This window comes from Cupriavidus sp. CPT47-8839-RL05A (assembly GCF_058792255.1).
The window spans coordinates 317,472-336,129 of record NZ_JBYTEG010000003.1 but is presented as its reverse complement, the minus strand read 5'-3'; the positions used below and the strand labels follow the sequence as shown (position 1 = coordinate 336,129).

General features: G+C 68.6%; 18 protein-coding genes. 5 read left to right on the top strand and 13 right to left on the bottom strand.

Translation table 11 applies throughout. From position 1 onward, the window contains the following. Positions 1-26 precede the first annotated feature (26 nt). The 11 genes from ruvC to AC3WVS_RS05170 all read right to left on the bottom strand — a co-directional run bounded on the left by ruvC (position 27) and on the right by AC3WVS_RS05170 (position 10,005). Entirely contained in the window at positions 27-572 is a 546-nt protein-coding gene (gene ruvC, locus AC3WVS_RS05220; RefSeq protein ID WP_010813889.1) for a crossover junction endodeoxyribonuclease RuvC, read from the bottom strand. A 149-nt stretch (positions 573-721) separates the two neighbouring features. Then, positions 722-2,296 (bottom strand): bifunctional phosphoribosylaminoimidazolecarboxamide formyltransferase/IMP cyclohydrolase, encoded by a 1,575-nt coding sequence (purH, locus tag AC3WVS_RS05215; RefSeq protein ID WP_492317675.1) that lies wholly within the window; start codon positions 2,294-2,296, stop codon positions 722-724. Between the two features lie 22 nt (positions 2,297-2,318). Next, a complete protein-coding gene (locus AC3WVS_RS05210) occupies positions 2,319-2,552 on the bottom strand; it encodes a Fis family transcriptional regulator (protein WP_010813887.1) in 234 nt (77 codons plus the stop codon). Next, a complete protein-coding gene (dusB, locus tag AC3WVS_RS05205) occupies positions 2,549-3,610 on the bottom strand; it encodes a tRNA dihydrouridine synthase DusB (protein WP_454749237.1) in 1,062 nt (353 codons plus the stop codon). The genes AC3WVS_RS05210 and dusB overlap by 4 nt, the downstream gene beginning before the upstream one ends. Positions 3,611-3,894: 284 nt before the next feature. After that, complete coding sequence (locus AC3WVS_RS05200) at positions 3,895-5,133, bottom strand: UbiH/UbiF/VisC/COQ6 family ubiquinone biosynthesis hydroxylase (RefSeq protein ID WP_492317690.1); 1,239 nt, start codon at positions 5,131-5,133, stop codon at positions 3,895-3,897. Next, positions 5,114-5,593: a hypothetical protein gene (locus tag AC3WVS_RS05195; RefSeq protein WP_010813884.1), complete on the bottom strand. Its 480-nt coding sequence runs from the start codon at positions 5,591-5,593 to the stop codon at positions 5,114-5,116. Before AC3WVS_RS05195 ends, AC3WVS_RS05200 begins: the two co-directional genes overlap by 20 nt. Further along, positions 5,590-6,993, bottom strand: coding sequence for an aminopeptidase P N-terminal domain-containing protein (locus AC3WVS_RS05190; RefSeq protein ID WP_492317674.1), 1,404 nt, complete (start codon positions 6,991-6,993; stop codon positions 5,590-5,592). Before AC3WVS_RS05190 ends, AC3WVS_RS05195 begins: the two co-directional genes overlap by 4 nt. A gap of 106 nt (positions 6,994-7,099) precedes the next feature. Continuing rightward, positions 7,100-7,843 (bottom strand): N-acetylmuramate alpha-1-phosphate uridylyltransferase MurU, encoded by a 744-nt coding sequence (gene murU / locus AC3WVS_RS05185; RefSeq protein WP_492317673.1) that lies wholly within the window; start codon positions 7,841-7,843, stop codon positions 7,100-7,102. Further along, positions 7,843-8,166, bottom strand: a complete 324-nt coding sequence (locus AC3WVS_RS05180) for an AzlD domain-containing protein (RefSeq protein WP_010813881.1) — start codon at positions 8,164-8,166, stop codon at positions 7,843-7,845. The genes murU and AC3WVS_RS05180 overlap by 1 nt, the downstream gene beginning before the upstream one ends. Next, entirely contained in the window at positions 8,163-8,966 is an 804-nt protein-coding gene (locus AC3WVS_RS05175) for an AzlC family ABC transporter permease (protein ID WP_492317672.1), read from the bottom strand. The genes AC3WVS_RS05180 and AC3WVS_RS05175 overlap by 4 nt, the downstream gene beginning before the upstream one ends. A gap of 4 nt (positions 8,967-8,970) precedes the next feature. Beyond that, positions 8,971-10,005 carry an aminoglycoside phosphotransferase family protein gene (locus tag AC3WVS_RS05170; protein WP_492317671.1) on the bottom strand — a complete coding sequence of 345 codons (1,035 nt, stop codon included), beginning with the start codon at positions 10,003-10,005 and terminating at the stop codon, positions 8,971-8,973. Between the two features lie 216 nt (positions 10,006-10,221). Here AC3WVS_RS05170 and AC3WVS_RS05165 point away from each other — a divergent pair, with 216 nt between their 5' ends. The 5 genes from AC3WVS_RS05165 (at position 10,222) to trpS (ending at position 17,239) form a co-directional block, all read left to right on the top strand. Then, the gene (locus AC3WVS_RS05165) at positions 10,222-12,663 is read left to right on the top strand and encodes an LPS-assembly protein LptD (protein ID WP_492317670.1); all 2,442 of its coding nucleotides are present in this window, start codon (positions 10,222-10,224) and stop codon (positions 12,661-12,663) included. A 9-nt stretch (positions 12,664-12,672) separates the two neighbouring features. Further along, on the top strand, positions 12,673-14,148 hold the full coding sequence (locus tag AC3WVS_RS05160) for a peptidylprolyl isomerase (protein WP_492317669.1): 1,476 nt from the start codon (positions 12,673-12,675) through the stop codon (positions 14,146-14,148). Between the two features lie 29 nt (positions 14,149-14,177). Continuing rightward, entirely contained in the window at positions 14,178-15,281 is a 1,104-nt protein-coding gene (pdxA, locus tag AC3WVS_RS05155; protein ID WP_011614551.1) for a 4-hydroxythreonine-4-phosphate dehydrogenase PdxA, read from the top strand. A 17-nt stretch (positions 15,282-15,298) separates the two neighbouring features. Then, positions 15,299-16,141: a 16S rRNA (adenine(1518)-N(6)/adenine(1519)-N(6))-dimethyltransferase RsmA gene (gene rsmA, locus AC3WVS_RS05150; protein WP_018312802.1), complete on the top strand. Its 843-nt coding sequence runs from the start codon at positions 15,299-15,301 to the stop codon at positions 16,139-16,141. Between the two features lie 63 nt (positions 16,142-16,204). Beyond that, complete coding sequence (gene trpS, locus AC3WVS_RS05145; RefSeq protein ID WP_492297307.1) at positions 16,205-17,239, top strand: tryptophan--tRNA ligase; 1,035 nt, start codon at positions 16,205-16,207, stop codon at positions 17,237-17,239. A gap of 52 nt (positions 17,240-17,291) precedes the next feature. On the opposite strand, the gene AC3WVS_RS05140 is transcribed toward trpS, so the two are convergent. Both AC3WVS_RS05140 and gloA read right to left on the bottom strand, forming a co-directional pair. Further along, positions 17,292-18,197, bottom strand: a complete 906-nt coding sequence (locus AC3WVS_RS05140; RefSeq protein WP_492317668.1) for a DMT family transporter — start codon at positions 18,195-18,197, stop codon at positions 17,292-17,294. Between the two features lie 12 nt (positions 18,198-18,209). Beyond that, positions 18,210-18,617 (bottom strand): lactoylglutathione lyase, encoded by a 408-nt coding sequence (gene gloA / locus AC3WVS_RS05135; protein ID WP_492317667.1) that lies wholly within the window; start codon positions 18,615-18,617, stop codon positions 18,210-18,212. Positions 18,618-18,658: the final 41 nt, after the last annotated feature.

The following is an 18,658-nucleotide window of genomic DNA, read 5'->3' as shown; positions in this document are numbered from 1 at the left end:
GCAGCAAGCGCCAGCCGCTGGCGTGCTCAGCCGACCAGCCGCCCGCGCCGCACGCGCATGCCTTTGCGCACCAGGTCGGGCGCCAGGCCCGACAGCGTGCCCAGGGTATCGCTGCCGTTGGCATGGCAGATCGCCACGCCGAGCGCATCCGCCGCATCGCTGCCGGGCTGGCCGGGCAGCATCAGCAGCCGCGTCACCATTTCCTGCACCTGCGCCTTGTTGGCGCGGCCATAGCCGACCACCGCCACCTTCAGCTGCAGCGCGGTGTACTCGAACACCGGCAAGCCGTAGCCCACCAACCCGCAGATCGCCGCGCCGCGGGCCTGGCCGAGCAGCAGCGTGGACTGCGGGTTGACGTTGACGAAGACCTTCTCGATCGCGGCGCAGTCGGGTGCATAGGTGCGCGACACTTCGCTGATGCCGTCGTAGAGCGTCTTCAGCCGTTCCGGCAGCGTTGAATTGCCGTCGCTCTTGATCGTGCCCGAGGCCACGTAGGCAAGCTTGTTGCCGTGCTTCTCGATCACGCCGAAGCCGGTGGTGCGCAGGCCGGGGTCGATGCCTAGGATTCGCATTGGGTGGGTAGGGTGGATGCCGTCGCTAGTGTATTGCCTTTTGCGCCGGCACCTAATGCAAAAAGCGGTTTCGCTTTCCCTTGCAGGAGAACGAAACCGCTTCGGGAGCCGGCGGCCTTGCCAGGCAAGACTGCAAGCACTGCCAGTACTTAGTGGCGGAAATGCCGCGTGCCGGTCACCACCATGGCGATGCCGCGCTCGTCGGCGGCGGCGATCACTTCGTCGTCGCGCATCGAGCCGCCAGGCTGGATCACGCAGGTCGCGCCCGCGTCGACCACCACGTCCAGGCCGTCACGGAACGGGAAGAACGCGTCCGATGCCACTGCCGAGCCGGCCAGCGTCAGGCCGGCGTTCTGCGCCTTGATGCTGGCGATGCGGGCCGAATCGACGCGGCTCATCTGGCCCGCGCCCACGCCCAGCGTCATGCCGCCGCCGCAGAACACGATGGCATTGGACTTGACGAACTTGGCCACGCGCCAGGCGAACATCAGGTCGTCCATTTCCTTCGGGGTCGGGTGGCGGCGCGTCACCACGCGCAGCTCGGACGGCTGCACGTTCCTGGCGTCCGGGCTCTGCACCAGCAGGCCGCCGCCGACACGCTTGAAGTCATACTGGTTGATGCCCTTGCCCAGCGGGATCTCGAGCAGGCGCACGTTCTGCTTGGCCGCGAACACGGCACGCGCGCCGGCGCTGAACGACGGGGCGATCAGGACTTCGACGAACTGCTTGGCCACGGCCTGCGCGGCGCTTTCGTCCAGCTCGACGTTGAAGGCGATGATGCCGCCGAAGGCCGAGGTCGAATCGGTCTTGAAGGCCTTGTCATAGGCTTCCAGCGCATTCGCGCCGAGCGCCACGCCGCACGGGTTGGCGTGCTTGATGATGACGCAGGCGGCGCCGCTGGCGGCGTCGAACGACTTGACGCATTCCCAGGCCGCATCGGCGTCGGCGATGTTGTTGTACGACAGTTCCTTGCCCTGCAGCTGCACGTAGTTGGCCAGCGCGCCGTCCACGGCCTTCAGGTCGCGGTAGAACGCGGCCGACTGGTGCGGGTTCTCGCCGTAACGCATTTCCTGCACCTTGTCGAAGGCCAGGTTCAGCGTCTGCGGGTAGGCGCTGCGGCCCTGGTGCGACTTGTCGGCACCGAGGCTGGTCAGGTAGTTGGTGATGGCGCCGTCGTATTGCGCGGTGTGCGCGAACACCTTGGTGGCCAGGCGGAAATTGGTGTCGTAGCCGACGCTGTTGGCGTTGGCGCGCATTTCGTCGAGCACCACGCCATAGTCGGCCGGGTCGACGATCACGGTCACGTCGCGATGGTTTTTGGCCGCCGAACGCAGCATGGTCGGACCGCCGATGTCGATGTTCTCGATCGCGTCGGGCAGGGTGCAGTCATCCTTGGCCACGGTCTGCTGGAACGGGTACAGGTTCACCACCAGCAAGTCGATGGTCGGGATGTCGTGCTCGGCCAGCGCGGCCATGTGCTCGGGCAGGTCGCGGCGCGCCAGGATGCCGCCGTGCACCTTCGGGTGCAGCGTCTTGACGCGGCCGTCGAGCATTTCCGGGAAGCCGGTGTAGTCGGCCACCTCCGTCACGGGCAGGCCGCTGTCGGCCAGCAGCTTGGCGGTGCCGCCGGTGGAAAGCAGCGTGACGCCGAGCGCGTTCAGTTCGCGCGCGAAATCGACGATGCCGGTCTTGTCGGAAACGGAGAGTAGGGCTTGCTTGATCATGGCTGTGGGAGACGCTTCAAATTCAAAGTAAACCGTGCTGCTGCAGCTTCTTGCGCAGCGTATTGCGATTGATGCCCAGATAGGCGGCGGCCAGCGACTGGTTGCGCTCGGCGCGCACCATCACGGCTTCCAGCAGCGGCCGTTCGACCGCCTCGAGCACCATGTTGTACATATTCGACGGCTCTTCGCCGTCCAGGTCGCGAAAATAAGTGTCCAGGCTTTCCCGGATGCACTGGTCGATAGCGTTGCGGCTCATGCGGCAAGCAACTCCCCGTTTTTGTTGTTGTTCGCTTCGTCTTGGTCTTGTGCTGCGTCGTCCACGTACACCAGCCGGTCAGAGATCTGCGCCTGCTCGTCGAAGAACGCATTGACCGCCGCCAGTTGTTCGGCGGTGCTCTCCAGCGTGTTCATGCGGTGGCGGAACAGGTTGGCGCCGCGCAGCCCGCGCGTGTACCAGGCAATATGCTTGCGCGCGGTGCGCACGCCGGTGAATTCGCCATAGAAAGCGTAGTGGTCTTCCAGGTGCGCATTCATGATGGCACGGATCTCGGCCACTTCCGGCGACGGCAGCATCTCGCCGGTCTTCAGGAAGTGCTCGATCTCACGGAACAGCCAGGGCCGGCCCTGCGCCGCGCGGCCGATCATGATCGCGTCCGCGCCGGTCAGCGCCAGCACTTGCTTGGCCTTCTGCGGCGTGGTGATGTCGCCGTTGGCGACCACCGGGATCGAGACCGCTGCCTTGACCGCGGCAATGGTCTCGTACTCGGCGTCACCGTGGTACAGGTCGGCGCGGGTGCGGCCGTGGATGGTCAGCATGCTGATGCCCGCATCCTCGACCATGTGCGCGATGCGCAGCGCATTGCGGTTCTCGCGGTTCCAGCCGGTGCGGATCTTCAGCGTGACCGGCACCCGGTCGCCCACGGCGCCGACCACGGCCTGGACGATGCGCACCACCAGCGGCTCGTTCTGCAGCAGGGCCGAGCCGGCGGCGACGTTGCACACCTTCTTGGCCGGGCAGCCCATGTTGATGTCGATGATCTGCGCGCCGCGGTCCACGTTGTAGCGCGCGGCCTCGGCCATCATCGACGGCTCGGCGCCGGCGATCTGCACGGCGATGGGTTCGACCTCGCCGGCGTGGTTGGCGCGGCGCATGGTTTTCTCGCTCTTCCACAGCTGTGCGTTGGACGCCACCATTTCCGACACCGCATAGCCCGCGCCGAGCTGCTTGCACAGCTGGCGGAAGGGCCGGTCCGTCACGCCCGCCATCGGGGCGACAAACAGGTTGTTGCGGAGTTGGTGAGGTCCGATCTGCACGGTTGGGCGGCGGTTCTGAGAGGCCGTCCCGGTGACCGTAGCGCCCTCGCGGCGCGGATGGCGCCAGGGAAGGGATCGGGACAGCCTGCTCTGAGACGGAAGACGAAACGGAAAAACATGCCCCTGCCGAAACTGCTGCCGGCGTTGGATCGGGACATGTGCGAGGGCAGGATTCTACCGCCAAACCATCGCCATTGCCCAAGATTTGAGCATCCGGAGCGCAACCCGGCAGGGACCGTGGCGCAAACGCCGCCATGCGCGTGGCGCTTGCGCCACTGGCGAGGTCAGCGACGCATCCCGAACATCATGTGGCGCGCCAGCGCGTGCCGCAGCGGCGGCAGGCAGGCCAGCACGGCCAGCGACGCGCCCCGCGCGTGCGCGGCCAGCGGGTAGGAGATGCCGAACACGCGTGGCAGCAGGTCGGTCACGCCGATGGTGACGGCGCGGTCGAGCCGGTGGCGGCTGGCGAAGGCTTGCAGCGCCTGCGGCGTGCAGGCGCTGCGCAGCGAATCGGCCAGCGCGAAGGCGTCGCGCAAGCCCAGGTTGAGCCCCTGTCCGGCCACCGGGTGCAGCGTTTGCGCGGCATTGCCGACGGCCGCCACGCGGCCGTTGACGGTCACCGGGGCCGCATTCAGGCCGAGCGGGAAGGCATGGCGCTTGCCGGCCAGCGTGAAATGGCCCATGCGGTCGCCAAAGGCCCGGCCCAGTTCCGCCGCGAACTCCGCTTCCGGCAGCGCGATGCGCCGCGCGGCCTGCTCCGGCGGGCAGCACCACACCAGCGCATAGCCCGGCACGCCGTGCTCCTCGTGCGGCAGCAGCGCCAGCGGGCCTTCGTCGGTAAAGCGCTCCCAGGCCCAGCCCGGCTGCGGGCGCGAGCAGGTCACATGGGCGATCACCGCGGTCTGGCGATAGTCGCGCGTGCGCGCGCCGCGACCCTGGTGGGCGGCCTGCTGGTGGAACAGCCCGCCCTCGGCCTGCACCACCAGGCGCGCGGCCAGGTGCTCCACCTGGCCGTCGTGGCCGGTGCCGGCCAGTCGCACGGCGCCGGCATCGGGATCGTCCGCGGCGCTCGGCGCGTGCTCCTGTGCGATCTGGTCGATGCGGGTCTCGAACACGCGCTGCAGCCGGCCTTCGCCCGCCGCCTGCGCGGCATGGGCGAGCGCGCGCTCCAGTGCCTCGCACAAGTCGCCGTAGCGGACCACGTAACCGAGCGCCGGCACGCCGTAGTCGTCATGGTGCAGCCGCACATGGCCGAAGCGGCCGCGCTGCGAGACATGGATATGCTCGATCGGGCTGCCGGGCACCGGCCAGGCGCCGATCTGCTCCAGCAGCTGGCGGCTGCCATGCGACAGCGCGATCGCGCGCGGATCGCGCGCGGCGCGCGCCGGCGTGGCGGCATCGACCAGTGTCAGGCGCCAGCCGGTAGTGCGGAGCAACTGGCAGGCCAGCGCCAGCCCGACCGGGCCGCCGCCGACGATGGCGATATCGCGCAGGCTTTGGAAATCAGGCTGCGCGGCCGGCATCGTCGCTGCCTCCTGCATGACCCGCATCCGCCTCCGTTGGTGCTGCCGCATCGCGCTTCCAGCAGATCGCATCCGAGCGCGACTTGCCGGCCGCAGCGTCGCGCAGCGCGTTCTCGAGCTTCTGGTGGTTGAAACCCGGCAGTGCGCGCAGCTGCTCAAGCAGTGCACCATGGTTGGCGGCATTCAGCGGCGCCACGCAGCCCTGGCCCGAATCGGGCGTGCCGATCAGGATCAGCCAGGCCGTGCCGGCCCAGGGCGCGCGGTCGGACACCCGCACCACCACGCGCTCGAGCGTGTCCCAGGCGACTTCCTCGCGCTGGCCGTCGGGGCGGTGCACCACCACGCGGTCGTCGTACAGGTTGATGATGAAGGGTTCGGACGGATCGGGCCGGCGGTCGCTGCCAGCATTGCTGCCGCTGCGGGCCTGGCCCGGAAAGATCCTGCGCAGCCAGCCGATCATCGCAGACCTCCGGCAACGCTCGCGTTGTCGCGCATCAGCGCCTCGATCTCGTCGGCCAGCACCGGCACGCCGCGCGTGATCAGCTCGCAGTCGCCCTCGGTGACCACGGCGTCGTCCTCGATGCGGATGCCGACATGCCAATAGCGCTCGGGTATGTCCTCGGCCGGGCGCACATAGATGCCGGGCTCGATGGTCAGCACCATGCCCGGCTGCAGCGGTCGCCACGGACGCTCGCCTTCGCCGCCGTGGCTGGCCACGCGGTATTCGCCCACGTCATGGACATCCATGCCTAGCCAGTGGCCGGTGCGGTGCATGTAGAAGCGGCGGTAGCTGCCGCTGGCGAGCACATCGTCGAGCGTGCCCTCCTTGTTGCGGTCGAGCAGGCCGGTATCGAGCATGCCCTGTGCCAGCACGCGCACGGCGGCGTCATGCGGCACGTTGTAGGGCACGCCGGCGCGGGTCTCGGCAATGGCGGCGTCCTGCGCGGCCACCACCAGGTCGTACAGCTCTCGCTGCGCCGGCGAGAAGCGGCCCGAGACCGGGAAGGTGCGGGTGATGTCCGAGGCGTAGCCGTCGAACTCGCAGCCGGCATCGATCAGGCAGAGGTCGCCGTCCCTCAGTTCGGCGGGGCCGGCGCGGTAGTGCAGCACGCAGGCGTTGGGGCCGGCCGCGACGATCGAGTTATAGGCCACGCTCTGCGCGCCATGGCGGCGGAACTCATAGAGCAGTTCCGCCTCCAGGTGGTATTCACGCAGCCCGGCGCGGGTGGCCTGCATGGCCCGCACATGGGCCCCGGCGGAGATCTGCGCCGCGCGGCGCATGGTGGCCAGCTCGCCGGCATCCTTGAACAGGCGCATTTCATCGAGCACGGTGCGGATGTCGAGCGCAACCGACGGCGCGGCCACCCCGGCGCGGCCCTGCATGCGCACGGCGTCCATCCAGCGCCGCATCTGCACGTCGGTGCGGGTCGAGTCGGCCAGCGGGTAGGCGATCTGCGCGCGGTTGGCCAGCAGCGGCGGGAGCGCGGCGTCGATCTCTTCGACCGAATGCGCTTCATCGAAGCCGAACGCGGCGCGCGCGCCATCCGGGCCGAAACGGAAACCGTCCCAGATCTCGCGCTCTTCATGCTTGGGGCGGCAGAACAGGATGCTGCGGTCGGCATCGGCGGGGTCGCCCGGCGCGCCGGCCACCAGCACCAGCACGGCATCGGGCTCGGTAAAGCCGCTCAGGTAATAGAAATAGCTGTCGTGCCGATACGGGTAGTCGCTGTCGCGGTTGCGCATGGCTTCCGGCGCCGTGGGCAGGATCGCCACGCCGCCGCCGCCGGCGCGCAGGTGCTGCAGCACACGGGCGCGGCGGTCGCGGCAGGCGGCGAGGAGGGCGTTGTCGGGTGAGGACATGGTAGGGCCTGGGATGAGGAGGATCAGGGCGATTCTACCGCCGCTGGCGCCTCGCTGGCCGCGGGATCGTCCGGGCGCCTTGCCAGCCCCCGCCCAGTCAGTCGACCTAGCGCCCGTGCGCCGCCACAGGCGCTGCTGTCGCAAGCGCCGCATCCAGCTCGGCCAGCTGCGCCGGCGTGCCCACGTTCTCCCAGCGTCCGTCGAAGCGTTCGCCGGTAGCGGCGCCGGCCTCGATGGCCTCCCAGTAGTAGGGTGTCATCGGCATTTTGGTGCCAGGTTCGATGGCGGTGAAGAGGCGCGTGTCGTACAGGCCGATATTGCCGAATGTCAGCCGTTCGCCACCGTTGGCCAGTTTGCCGTCGAGCGTCAGCAGCCCGTTCGGTTGCAAGGTGAAGTCGCCGTTCGGGTGAAAGTCCGGGTTGGGCACCATCACCAGGTGCATGCGCGGGGCGGGCGCGCCGGCCATGTCGTGCGCGCGAGGCAACAGCCTGCGGAAGTCGTAGTCGCAGAAAATGTCGCCCGACACGGCCAGGAAGATCTCGCCGCGCTCCGGGTGCGCGGACAGCAGCGGCAGGGCCTGTGCGATGCCACCGGCGGTTTCCAGCGCAGTGCCCTCGGCAGAATAGGCCAGCCGCACGCCAAAACGGCTGCCGTCTCCCAGCGCGGCTTCGATCTGTCCGCCCAGCCAGGCATGGTTGATGACGATGTCGCGCAGGCCGGCACGCGCCAGCGCCTCGATCTTCCAGACGATCAGTGGCTTGCCGCCAACCGCCAGCAGCGGCTTGGGGCAGGTATCGGTCAACGGACGCATGCGGTCGCCGCGGCCGGCGGCGAAGATCATGGCCTTCATCAGAACAGAGCCTCCAGGGCAAGCAGCGCGGCCATGCCACCGGCGATGGTCCAGCCCACGCTGCGGGTTCGAGCGGCGATCAGGATGGCCACCACGCCGGCCACCAGCCGCGCGTTGGCGGGGGTGAGGGCAAGCTCGCCATGCTGCATCAGCAGGTCAGGGGCGATCAGCGCCGACAGCATCGCTGCCGGCACGAACTGCAGCGCGGTGCGGAACCACGACGGCAGCCGCACGCGGCCTTCCACGGCGATGAACGACAGGCGGATCAGGAAGGTCGCCAGGCCCGCGGCAAGGAAGACCCACAGCAGGGTCATCGCACTCATGCGGCCTCCTTGCCGGCTGTTCCGCCTGGCGTGGCATCGGCGCCACGGCTGGCCGGGCGTTGCCCGGGGCGGTTGCCGCGGCCCAGCACCAGCATGCCCACGGCAATGCCGCCGAGCGCCGCCACCATCAGCCCGAGCTTGTGCGGCAGGCTGTAGCAGGCCACCGCCAGCACGCTGGCGGCCAGCGCCGCGGCCACGTGCGAGCGGTGCTTCAGACCCGGCACGATGATGCCGATGAAGGTCAGCGGCAGGAAGAAATCGAGCGGCCAGTCGCGCGGCACCTGGGCGCCGACCAGCACGCCGGCCAGCGTCGACAGCTGCCAGCTGGCCCACAGCGCGAAGCCGCCGCCGAAGTAGTACCAGTGGCGGTAGCGGGCGCGCGGGCCGCTGTCGCCAAGCCGGTGCGTCATCGCGGCAAAGGCTTCGTCGGTCAGCAGGTAGGCGATCAGCGCCTTCCAGCGCCGCGGCAGGTGCGCGAGCGTGGGCGCGATGGTGGCGGAATACAGCGCGTGGCGCAGGTTGACCATGGCCACCGTCAGCGTGATCACCACTGCCGGCGTGCCGGCAGTCCACAACTGGGTCAGGATCATCTGCGAGGCGCCGCCGAACACAACCACGCTCATCGCGCAGGCCAGCCACGCCGGCATGCCGGCGCCGACGGCCAGCACGCCGTAGATCAGGCCGAACGGCACCACGCCCAGCAGCATCGGCGCGAGCGCGCGCGCGCCGGCCAGCCATTCGCCGGCGGCGGTGATGGCGGGCGCGCGGTGGTCGGGCAGAACGGGCTGGTTGTCGGGCACGGCGTCAGAACGTGTAGCCGGCCGGGCTGGCCACGCCTTCGAGCGCGTCCAGCAGCCGGATCAGCTTGCGCAGTTCGGTGTAGCGGCCGGCCACCTGGCGGGTGTACTTCATCACCAGCGGCAGGTTGGCCAGGTAGCCGTCCTTGCCGTCGCGGTGGTACAGGCGGGCAAAGATGCCCAGCACCTTGAGGTGGCGCTGCAGGCCCATCCACTCAAAATCGCGATAGAACTCGCCAAAGTCGGCGCTGACCGGCAGGCCGGCCTTGCGCGCGCGCTCCCAGTAGCGGATCAGCCAGTCCAGCTGCTGCTCCTCGTCCCATTCGATATAGGCGTCGCGCCACAGCGAGACCGCGTCGTAGGTGATCGGGCCGATCACCGCGTCCTGGAAGTCGAGTACGCCCGGGTTGGCGCCGCCGTCGAGCACCATCAGGTTGCGCGAGTGGAAATCGCGGTGCACGTAGACCTGCGGCTGCGCCAGGATATTGGCGAGTAGCGCTTCAGTCACTTCGCGCAGGTCCGCCTGCTGAGCCTCGGTCAGGGTGGCGCCGAGGTGCCTGGCCACATACCACTGCGGGAACAGGTCGAGCTCGCGCTGCAGCAGCGCGCGGTCGTAGGCCGGCAGCTCGCCGGGGCGGGTGGCGGCCTGGATGCGGACCAGCGCGGCGGCCGCGTCGGCGTACATGCCGTGGGCGGTGGAGTCATCGAGCCGCGACAGGTAGGTCTGGTTGCCAAGGTCGGCCAGCAGCAGGAAACCCTGCTCCAGGTCCTGCGCCAGCACGGTCGGCACGGTCACGCCGGCCGCGCCGAACAGCCCGCATACGTGGATGAACGGGCGGCAGTCCTCGTGCGCCGGCGGGGCGTCCATCACGATGGCGGTGGGATGCGCCGGATGGCCGGTGCTGACGCGGAAATAGCGCCGGAAGCTGGCGTCGGCCGAGGCGGGGGCGCAGGAATCGGGATCGGCGGACCAAGTCGGGCCAAGTCCGGATACCCAGGCCTTGAGCTGGTCCAGGCGCGGGTCGTGGGGGAGAGCTGCCATACAGATACGTGTGGGGAACGGGCGCAGAGTGGAAACGTAAATGAAACCGAAAGTAAGCGGGAAGGCGACCCTAGGTTGCCCCGTATAATACCCGACCAGACCCGGGCGCCGGGCGGCCCCCGGGTGGGGCCATTCGGTGCCCCGCAGCCTGCTCCGGCGGGGGCTGGCGGCTTGCAGGCGGGCCGCAGCCGACGCCGAGACTGACAACCCGTGCGAATGACCGAACAACGACGATCACCGAACAACAGGGCCTTGCCTTCGCCTGCCCCAACCAGCGTTCCTGCCCGAGCCAGGCGCGCCGGCGGCCTGCACGCGGGCGCGCTGCGGCCGCTGGTGCTGGCCATGGCCAGCCTTTCGGCCGGCGCACACGCGCAGATGTCCGGTTCGGCGATCCCCGATCTCGACCAGGTCGAGCCGGTGTTCGAAGCCGCGCCGAAAGCGCCGCCGCTTCCCGTGGAATCCGGCGAACTGGTGCCGCGGCTTGCCGAACCCGGCAAACAGTCTGACGCCGGCTCCGACGCCCCGACCTTTATCGAGGCCGACCGCATGACCGGCTACAGCGAGCGCGGCGTCGAGCTGGAAGGCCATGCCGAGCTGCGCCGTGACGGCGGTGCGATCAAGGGCGACAAGCTGACCTACGACCAGGACACCGACGAAGCCTTCGCGCAGGGCAATGTGCGCATGTCGCGCAGCGGCACGCTGGCGGTCGGCCCCGAGGCGCGGATGAAGGTCGAGGCCAACGAAGGCTATATGCTGTCGCCGGACTATTATTTCCAGCAGACCGGCGGCTCGGGCAAGGCCGAGCGCATCGACTTCCTGGACAAGGACCGCAGCACCGCCAGGCACGCGTCATACACCACCTGTTCGCCGGACAACGCCGACTGGTATTTCAGCGCGAACCGGATCGACCTGGACAACGACCGCCAGGTGGGCGTGGCCTACGGCGGCGTGCTGAATTTCTTCGGCGTGCCGATCGCGGCGGCGCCGGCGTTCAGCTTTCCGCTGAACGACGACCGCCGCAGCGGTTTCCTGCCGCCGCTGATGGGCTACGGCTCGCGTTCGGGCTTCGACCTGACCACGCCGTACTACGTCAACATCGCGCCGAACCGCGACCTGACCATCTATCCGCGGCTGATGACGGAGCGCGGCCTGCAGCTCGGCGGCGAGTACCGTTACCTTGGCCAGGGCTACAACGGGCGCCTGCGCGCCGAGTTCCTGCCGGACGACAAGAAGACCAATTCGAACCGCTGGGCCTATTCGATCCAGCATAACCAGAACCTGGCCAAGGGTCTCAATGCCTACCTGAATGTGAACCGGGTATCGGACGACCAGTACCCGGACGATTTCAACCGCAGCGTGTCGCAATCGACGCTGCGCCAGTACACGCAGGAAGGGGGCGTTACTTATAACTGGCAGGATTTCACGTTCCTGGCTCGGGTGCAGAAGTTCCAGACCCTGCGTCCAAGCGAGCCGTCGTATGAGCGCGTGCCGCAGCTCAACGGCAAGTACATCCGCTATGACCTCGGCGGCTTCGACGTGCAGGTGGAAGCGGACTACACGCGCTTCCGCATTCCGCTGACGTCCACCGGCTTCCAGCAGCCGCAGGGCGAGCGCATGTTTATCCAGCCGAGCATCAGCTACCCGATCGTGCGGGCAGGCTGGTACGTGACGCCGAAGGTCACCTTCAACGCGACCCAGTACCAGATGGAGGCAGCCTCCAACACGCCTACGGTGCAGAATAATTTCTCACGCGTGCTGCCGACCATGAGCCTGGACTCGGGCATGACGTTCGAGCGCGAGGCACCGACTGTCAGCCGCCTGTTCGGCGTGAACTATGTGCAGACGCTGGAGCCGCGCCTGTTCTACGTGTACACCCCGTTCCGCGACCAGAGCCAGTTCCCGCTGTTCGACACGGTGCAGTCCGACTTCGGCTACGGGCAGATCTTCAGCGAGAACCCGTTCACCGGCTACGACCGCGTCGCCGACAACAACAAGCTGACCGGCGGCCTGACCACGCGCCTGATCGAAGCCGACACCGGGATCGAACGCTTCCGCGGCACCATCGCGCAGCGCTACGACTTCACCGGCCAGCGCGTGCAGATCAACGGCACGCTGGCGGATCCCAAGGCGGGTTTCTCGGACCTGCTGGCGGCCACCACCATCCAGATGTTCCGCGGCTATTACCTGGACGCGGGCGTGCAGTACAACCCGGACAGCGACCGGATCAACTACGGCAACGTGGCGGTCTCTTACCGGCCCGAGTCGCGCAAGGTGATTAATGCAGGCTACCGCTACCGCCGCCCGACTTCGGTGACCGACAACACCGCGATCGACCAGTTCGAGGTGTCAAGCCAGTGGCCGATCACGCGCCGTGCCTACGGCATCGCACGCTTTGCCTTCGACCTGACCGCGAGCCAGATGGTCGATGCGCTGGCCGGCGTCGAGTACGCCGCCGACTGCTGGGTCGGCCGCGTGGTCTACCAGCGCTTCCGCAACACCACGCAAGGCTACACCGGGCGGGTCTTCCTGCAGGTGGAGTTCCGTGGCCTTTCCAAGATCGGTTCCAACCCGTTGAACATCCTGCGCCTGAACGTGCCCGGCTATGAGCCGGTGTCGGCCAAGCCGGTGCCGACGACCCAGTTCGATCACTATGAATGACGGATTACGATGAAACGTCAAGAATTCGCCGTGTTTTCCTTTCTCCTGACGTCCTGGCACCGCTTGCTGCTGCCGGCCGTGCTGGCCGCCATGACGGTGCCGGCTGCGGCGCAGCTCAAGGCGCCCGGGACGGCGCCGCGCTCCAGTGGCATCTTCGTGCCGCAGGCGTCTGACGTCGCGGCGCCGTCGAGCCAGCCCAAGCTGGGCGTGCCCCAGGCCGGGGGCCAGAAGCGTTCGCAACTGGTCGACGAAGTGGTCGCGGTCGTCAACAACAGCGTGATCACGCGGCGCGAGCTGCTCGACCGTGCCGATGAAATCGAAGGCCAGCTGCGTGCCGCCGGCCGCCCGGCGCCCGCGCGCGCCGACCTGCTGGGCGAGGTGCTTGAGCGCCTGGTAATGGAGCGCGTGCAGACCCAGGCCGCGCAGGAGGCCGGCATCCGCGTGACCGACCAGGAAATCGACCGTGCCATCGAATCGGTGGCACAGCAGAACCGGCTGAACGCGACCGAGCTGCGCCGCCGCGTCGAGGCCAGCGGCATGACCTGGACCAAGTACCGCGAGGAACTGCGCAAGCAGGTGCAGGTGATCCGCCTGCGCGAGCGTGAGGTCGATTCCAAGGTGCAGGTCTACGACGGCGAGATCGACAACTACCTGGCGGCGCGCGGCGGCCAGGGCGCCGCCAGCGGCCCGACCGAGTACAACGTGGCGCAGATCCTCGTGCGCGTGCCCGAGAATGCCTCGGAGGCACAGAAGCAGGCGCAGCGCGCCAAGGCCGAAGGGCTGCTCAAGCAGGCCCAGGGCGGTGCCGACTTCGCACAGCTGGCGCAGGCCAACTCCGAGGGCCCCGAGGCGGCCCAGGGCGGCGCGATGGGCTTCCGCGAGATCGGCCGCCTGCCGGCACTGTTCGCCAACGCCGTGGTCGACCTGCAGGCTGGCGGGGTGGCGCCGCAGGTGGTGGAAAGCGCGGCGGGCTTCCATGTAGTCAAGCTGATGACCAAGCGCGCGGCGCCGGCATCCAGCCCGGCCGCGGCCTCGAAGATCACCCAGACCCAGGTGCGCCATATCCTGATCCGCACCGGCCCCAACATGCCCGAGGCCGAGGCGCGCCGCCAGCTCAGCACGCTGCGCGACCGCATCACCCACGGCGGCGACTTTGCCGACGCGGCCAAGCGCTTCTCGCAGGACGGCTCGGCGCAGAACGGCGGCGACCTCGGCTGGGTTTCGCCGGGAGAGCTGGTGCCCGAGTTCGAGCAGGCCATGAGCCGCCTGCGCCCGAACGAGATCTCGGAGCCGGTGGTCACGCAGTTCGGCGTGCACCTGATCCAGGTGCTCAACCGGCGCGAGACCGAGATGTCGCCCGAGAAGCAGCGCGACTTCGCCCGTGCCGAAGTCCGCGAACAGAAGCTGCGCGCAGCCTATGATGACTGGGTGCGCCAGCTGCGTTCGCAGGCGTACGTGGAGTACCGGGTCAACCGGCAGCGCTGAAGCGCCGGTCCCCGATCCGCTGACCTGACATGCCCGACCCGCTAGCCCTTGCCATCTCGACCGGAGAACCCGCCGGCATCGGTCCCGATATCACCATCGGGGCGTTGCTGCAGCTGGCGGGCGCCAACAATGGCGTCGGCGGCGGGCAATACCGCTTCCATGTGCTGGGCGATGCCCGCCTGCTGGCCGACCGCGCGGCGGCGCTGGGCGCCACGCACGCCTGGGAGCGGCGCATTGCCGACGGCGACGTGGTGGTCGAGGATATCCCGCTGGCGGTCGCGTGCGAGGCCGGGCGGCTCGACGCGCGCAACGGCCCCTATGTGCTGAAGCTGCTCGATGCCGCCATCCGCGGCTGCCGCGCGCGCGGCAAGGCCGCGCCCCGGTATGCCGCAATGATCACGGCGCCGGTGCAGAAGAGCACCATCAACGACGCCGGCGTCCCCTTCACCGGCCATACCGAATACCTGGCCGAGAGCGCCCGCGTGCCGCGCGTGGTGATGATGCTGGCCGGCCCGCAGCCCGCGCACGACGGCGCCATGCTGCGCGTGGCGCTGGCCACCACCCACCTGCCGCTGCGCGCGGTGCCCGATGCGCTGTCGGTGCCGCTGCTGGTGCAGACGCTGTCGATCATCGATGCCGACCTGCGCCGCTACTTCGGCATCTCGCGGCCGCGCATCCTGGTCACGGGCCTGAACCCGCACGCCGGCGAAAGCGGCCATATGGGCCGCGAAGAGATCGACATCATCACGCCCGCGCTGGCGCAGGCAAAAGATGCCGGCATCGACGCGCGCGGGCCCTTTCCGGCCGACACGCTGTTCCAGCCGCGCCACCTGCGCGATGCCGACTGCGTGCTGGCGATGTACCATGACCAGGGGCTGGCGCCATTGAAATACGGCACCTTCGGCCACGGCGTGAATATCACGCTGGGGCTGCCCTTTATCCGCACCTCGGTGGACCATGGCACCGCGCTCGACCTTGCCGGCACCGGCCAGGCCGAACACGGCAGCATGATCGAGGCCATCCGCAGTGCGGTCACCATGGCCGGCCACGCCAATGGCCGGCGCCCTGGCAGCAACGGTGCCACGGGCAGCCATCCTGGCCACACCCATTCCGGCCTGCAGCCGCCATGCTGAAGCTGGACGAATAACCCATGCGTTCAAACGTGCACCAGGGCCATGTGGCCCGCAAACGATTCGGGCAGAACTTCCTGGTCGACGACACCATCATCCACGGCATCGTCAATGCCATCAGCCCGCAGGCCGACGACGTGCTGGTCGAGATCGGTCCCGGTCTGGGCGCGCTGACCGACCCGCTGCTCGAACGGATCCCGCAGATGCAGGTGGTTGAGCTGGACCGCGATCTGGTCGAGCGCCTGCGCCGCCGCTATGGCGAGCGCCTGCAGGTCCACGCCGGCGATGCGCTGGCGTTCGATTTCGACAAGCTCGCCGTGCCCGGCCGCCCGCTGCGCATCGTCGGCAACCTGCCGTACAACATCTCCAGCCCGCTGCTGTTCCACCTGATGGATTTCGCCGACCAGGTGCGCGACCAGCACTTCATGCTGCAGAAAGAGGTGGTGGAGCGCATGGTGGCCGAACCCGGCAGCAAGGCCTTCGGCCGGCTCTCGATCATGCTGCAGGTGCGCTACTACATGGAACACGTGCTGGACGTACCGCCGGGCGCCTTCAATCCGCCGCCCAAGGTCGATTCCGCCGTGGTCCGCATGATCCCGTGGCCGCGCCACAGCGACGGCCGGCTGCGTTCGCCGCATGCCGATTGCGACATCACCGTGCTGGGCGACGTGGTCACTGCAGCGTTCTCGCAGCGGCGCAAGGTGCTGCGCAACACGCTCTCGTTCCTGCGCGACCAGGTCGACTTCGATGCGATGGGCTTCGACCTCGGCCGCCGCGCCGAGGAAGTGCCCGTCGGCGAATATGTCGAACTGGCCCGGCGCCTCGGTGGTACGCCATCCGGCCAGGCCGGACAGGCCGCCTGAGGCCCGCACATCCCGATTCCCGAATCCCGAGTTTCCCGCGACTATTTCGTGCAAGACCGTCCCATGACAGCCCAGACCCAAACCAACCGGCGTCCCGTGATCCTGACCGGCGACCGTCCCACCGGCCCGCTGCACCTTGGCCACTATGTCGGCTCGCTGAAGAGCCGCGTGACGCTGCAGGACACGCATGAGCAATACGTGCTGCTGGCCGACACCCAGGCCATGACCGACAACGCGCACGATCCCGACAAGGTGCGCCGCAACGTGCTGGAAGTGGCGCTGGACTACCTGGCCGTGGGCATCGACCCGGCCAAGACCACCATCACCGTGCAGTCGCACCTGCCGGCGCTGGCCGAGCTGACGCTGATGTACCTGAACTTCGTCACGGTGGCGCGGCTCGAGCGCAACCCGACCATCAAGGAAGAGATCCAGGCGCGTGGCTTTGGCCGCGACATCCCGGCCGGCTTCCTGTGCTACCCGGCATCGCAGGCCGCGGACATCACTGCCTTCAAGGCCCACGTGGTGCCGGTGGGCGAAGACCAGGCGCCGCTGATCGAGCAGACCAACGAGATCGTGCGCCGCATCAACCACCAGGTCGGCCGCGAAGTGCTGCCCGAATGCAAGGCCCTGATCCCCGAGTTCGGCCGCCTGCCTGGCGTCGACGGCAAGGCCAAGATGAGCAAGTCGCTGGGCAACGCGATCGCGCTGGGGGCTTCGCCTGAGCAGATCAAGGCTGCGGTGCACAGCATGTACACCGACCCCAACCACCTGCGCGTGTCGGACCCGGGCCAGGTCGAGGGCAACGTGGTGTTCACCTACCTGGATGCGTTCGATCCCAACACCGAGGAAGTCAAGGCGCTGAAGGAGCACTACCAGAAGGGCGGCCTGGGCGACATGGTGCTCAAGCGCCGCGTCGAGGGCATCCTGCAGGACATGCTGGCCCCGATCCGCGCGCGCCGCGAAGAACTGGCCAAGGATCCGGACTATGTGTTCGACATCCTGCGCCAGGGCACCGCGAAGGCACGCGCGCTGACCCAGCAGACGCTGGACGAAGTGCGCGACGCGCTCGGCATGTTTTCGTTCGAGGCACGCCGCTGAGCGTCAGGCAGCGGCGGCTCCGGCCGCCGCAGTATTGCGCTTGCCGCGCCGCTCAGGCGCGGCGATTGACCAGCACGATGCCGGCCAGCACCAGGAGTGCCGCCATGGCAAAGCGCGGGCCCACCGCGTCGTGCATCAGCACCACGCCGAAGGCGACCCCGAACAGCGGCGTCAGGAAGGAAAATACCGACAGCCGCGACGCCAGGTAGCGCCGCAGCAGCCAGAACCAGGTCAGGTAGCTGGCAAACGCGATCAGCACTGACTGGTAGAACAGGCTCGCCAGCACCACCCCGTCGATCTGCACGGTTGCGGTCTGGCCGGCGGCCACCGCCATCGCCAGCAGCATCACCGCGGACACCGCCAGCTGGTACAGCAGGGTCTTGCTGGCCGGGGCGCTGGCCAGCGGGCTGGCGCGCACCACCACGGTGGTGGCAGCCCACAGTGCGCCGGCGAGGATGCCAAGCGCATCGCCCAGCAGCGTGCTGCCCTGCGCCGACGGCGCGGCAATGCCATCGGCAAAGGCCAGCGCCATGCCCGCGAACGCGAGCGCCACGCCCAGCCATTGCCCGGTGTGCAAGCGCTCGCCCGGCACCACGAAATGCAGGCCCAGCGCGGTGAAGATCGGCGCGGTGTACAGGAACACCGCCATGCGCGAGGCCGTGGTGTGTCCCAGCCCGACGAAGATGCAGAAGAACTCTGCGCCGAACAGCAGCCCGGCCAGCAAGCCGGCGTTCAGCGTGCCGTCGCGCCGCCACAGCGGCGTGCCGCGCCAGGCGGCAAAGCCGAACACCAGCAACGCCGCCACCGCCGAGCGCACGCCGGCCTGCAGCACCGCGCCCATCAGCGGCGCGGTGACCTTGATCACCACCTGCTGCAGGCCCCAGGCGGCGCACAGCACCACCATCAGGCCCACGGCGATGCCGTCGAGCGGCTGCCGGGTCAGGGCTTGCGTGCTCATCGTCAGCGTCCGTCAGGGACGGCTGGCGTCGCGGGTGGAATGGCGCTCGATCAGTTCGATCTTGTAGCCGTCCGGGTCTTCGACAAAGGCGATCACGGTGGTGCCGCCCTTGACCGGGCCGGCTTCGCGCGTGACCTTGCCGCCGGCGGCGCGGATGCGCTCGCAGGCGGCCGCGGCATCGTCGGTCTCCAGCGCGATATGGCCGTAGGCCGTGCCCAGGTCATACTGGTCGACGCCGTAGTTGTAGGTCAGCTCCAGCACCGCGGTCTCGCTCTCGGGGCCGTAGCCGACGAAGGCGAGGCGGTACTTGTACTCAGGGTTGTCGCTCTGGCGCAGCAGCTGCATGCCGAGCACGCGGGTGTAGAAATCGATGGAGCGCTGCATGTCGCCGACGCGCAGCATGGTGTGGAGGAGTCGCATTTGAGGGCCTTCAACTGCTTTAGGTATAGGAAGGCGCCATT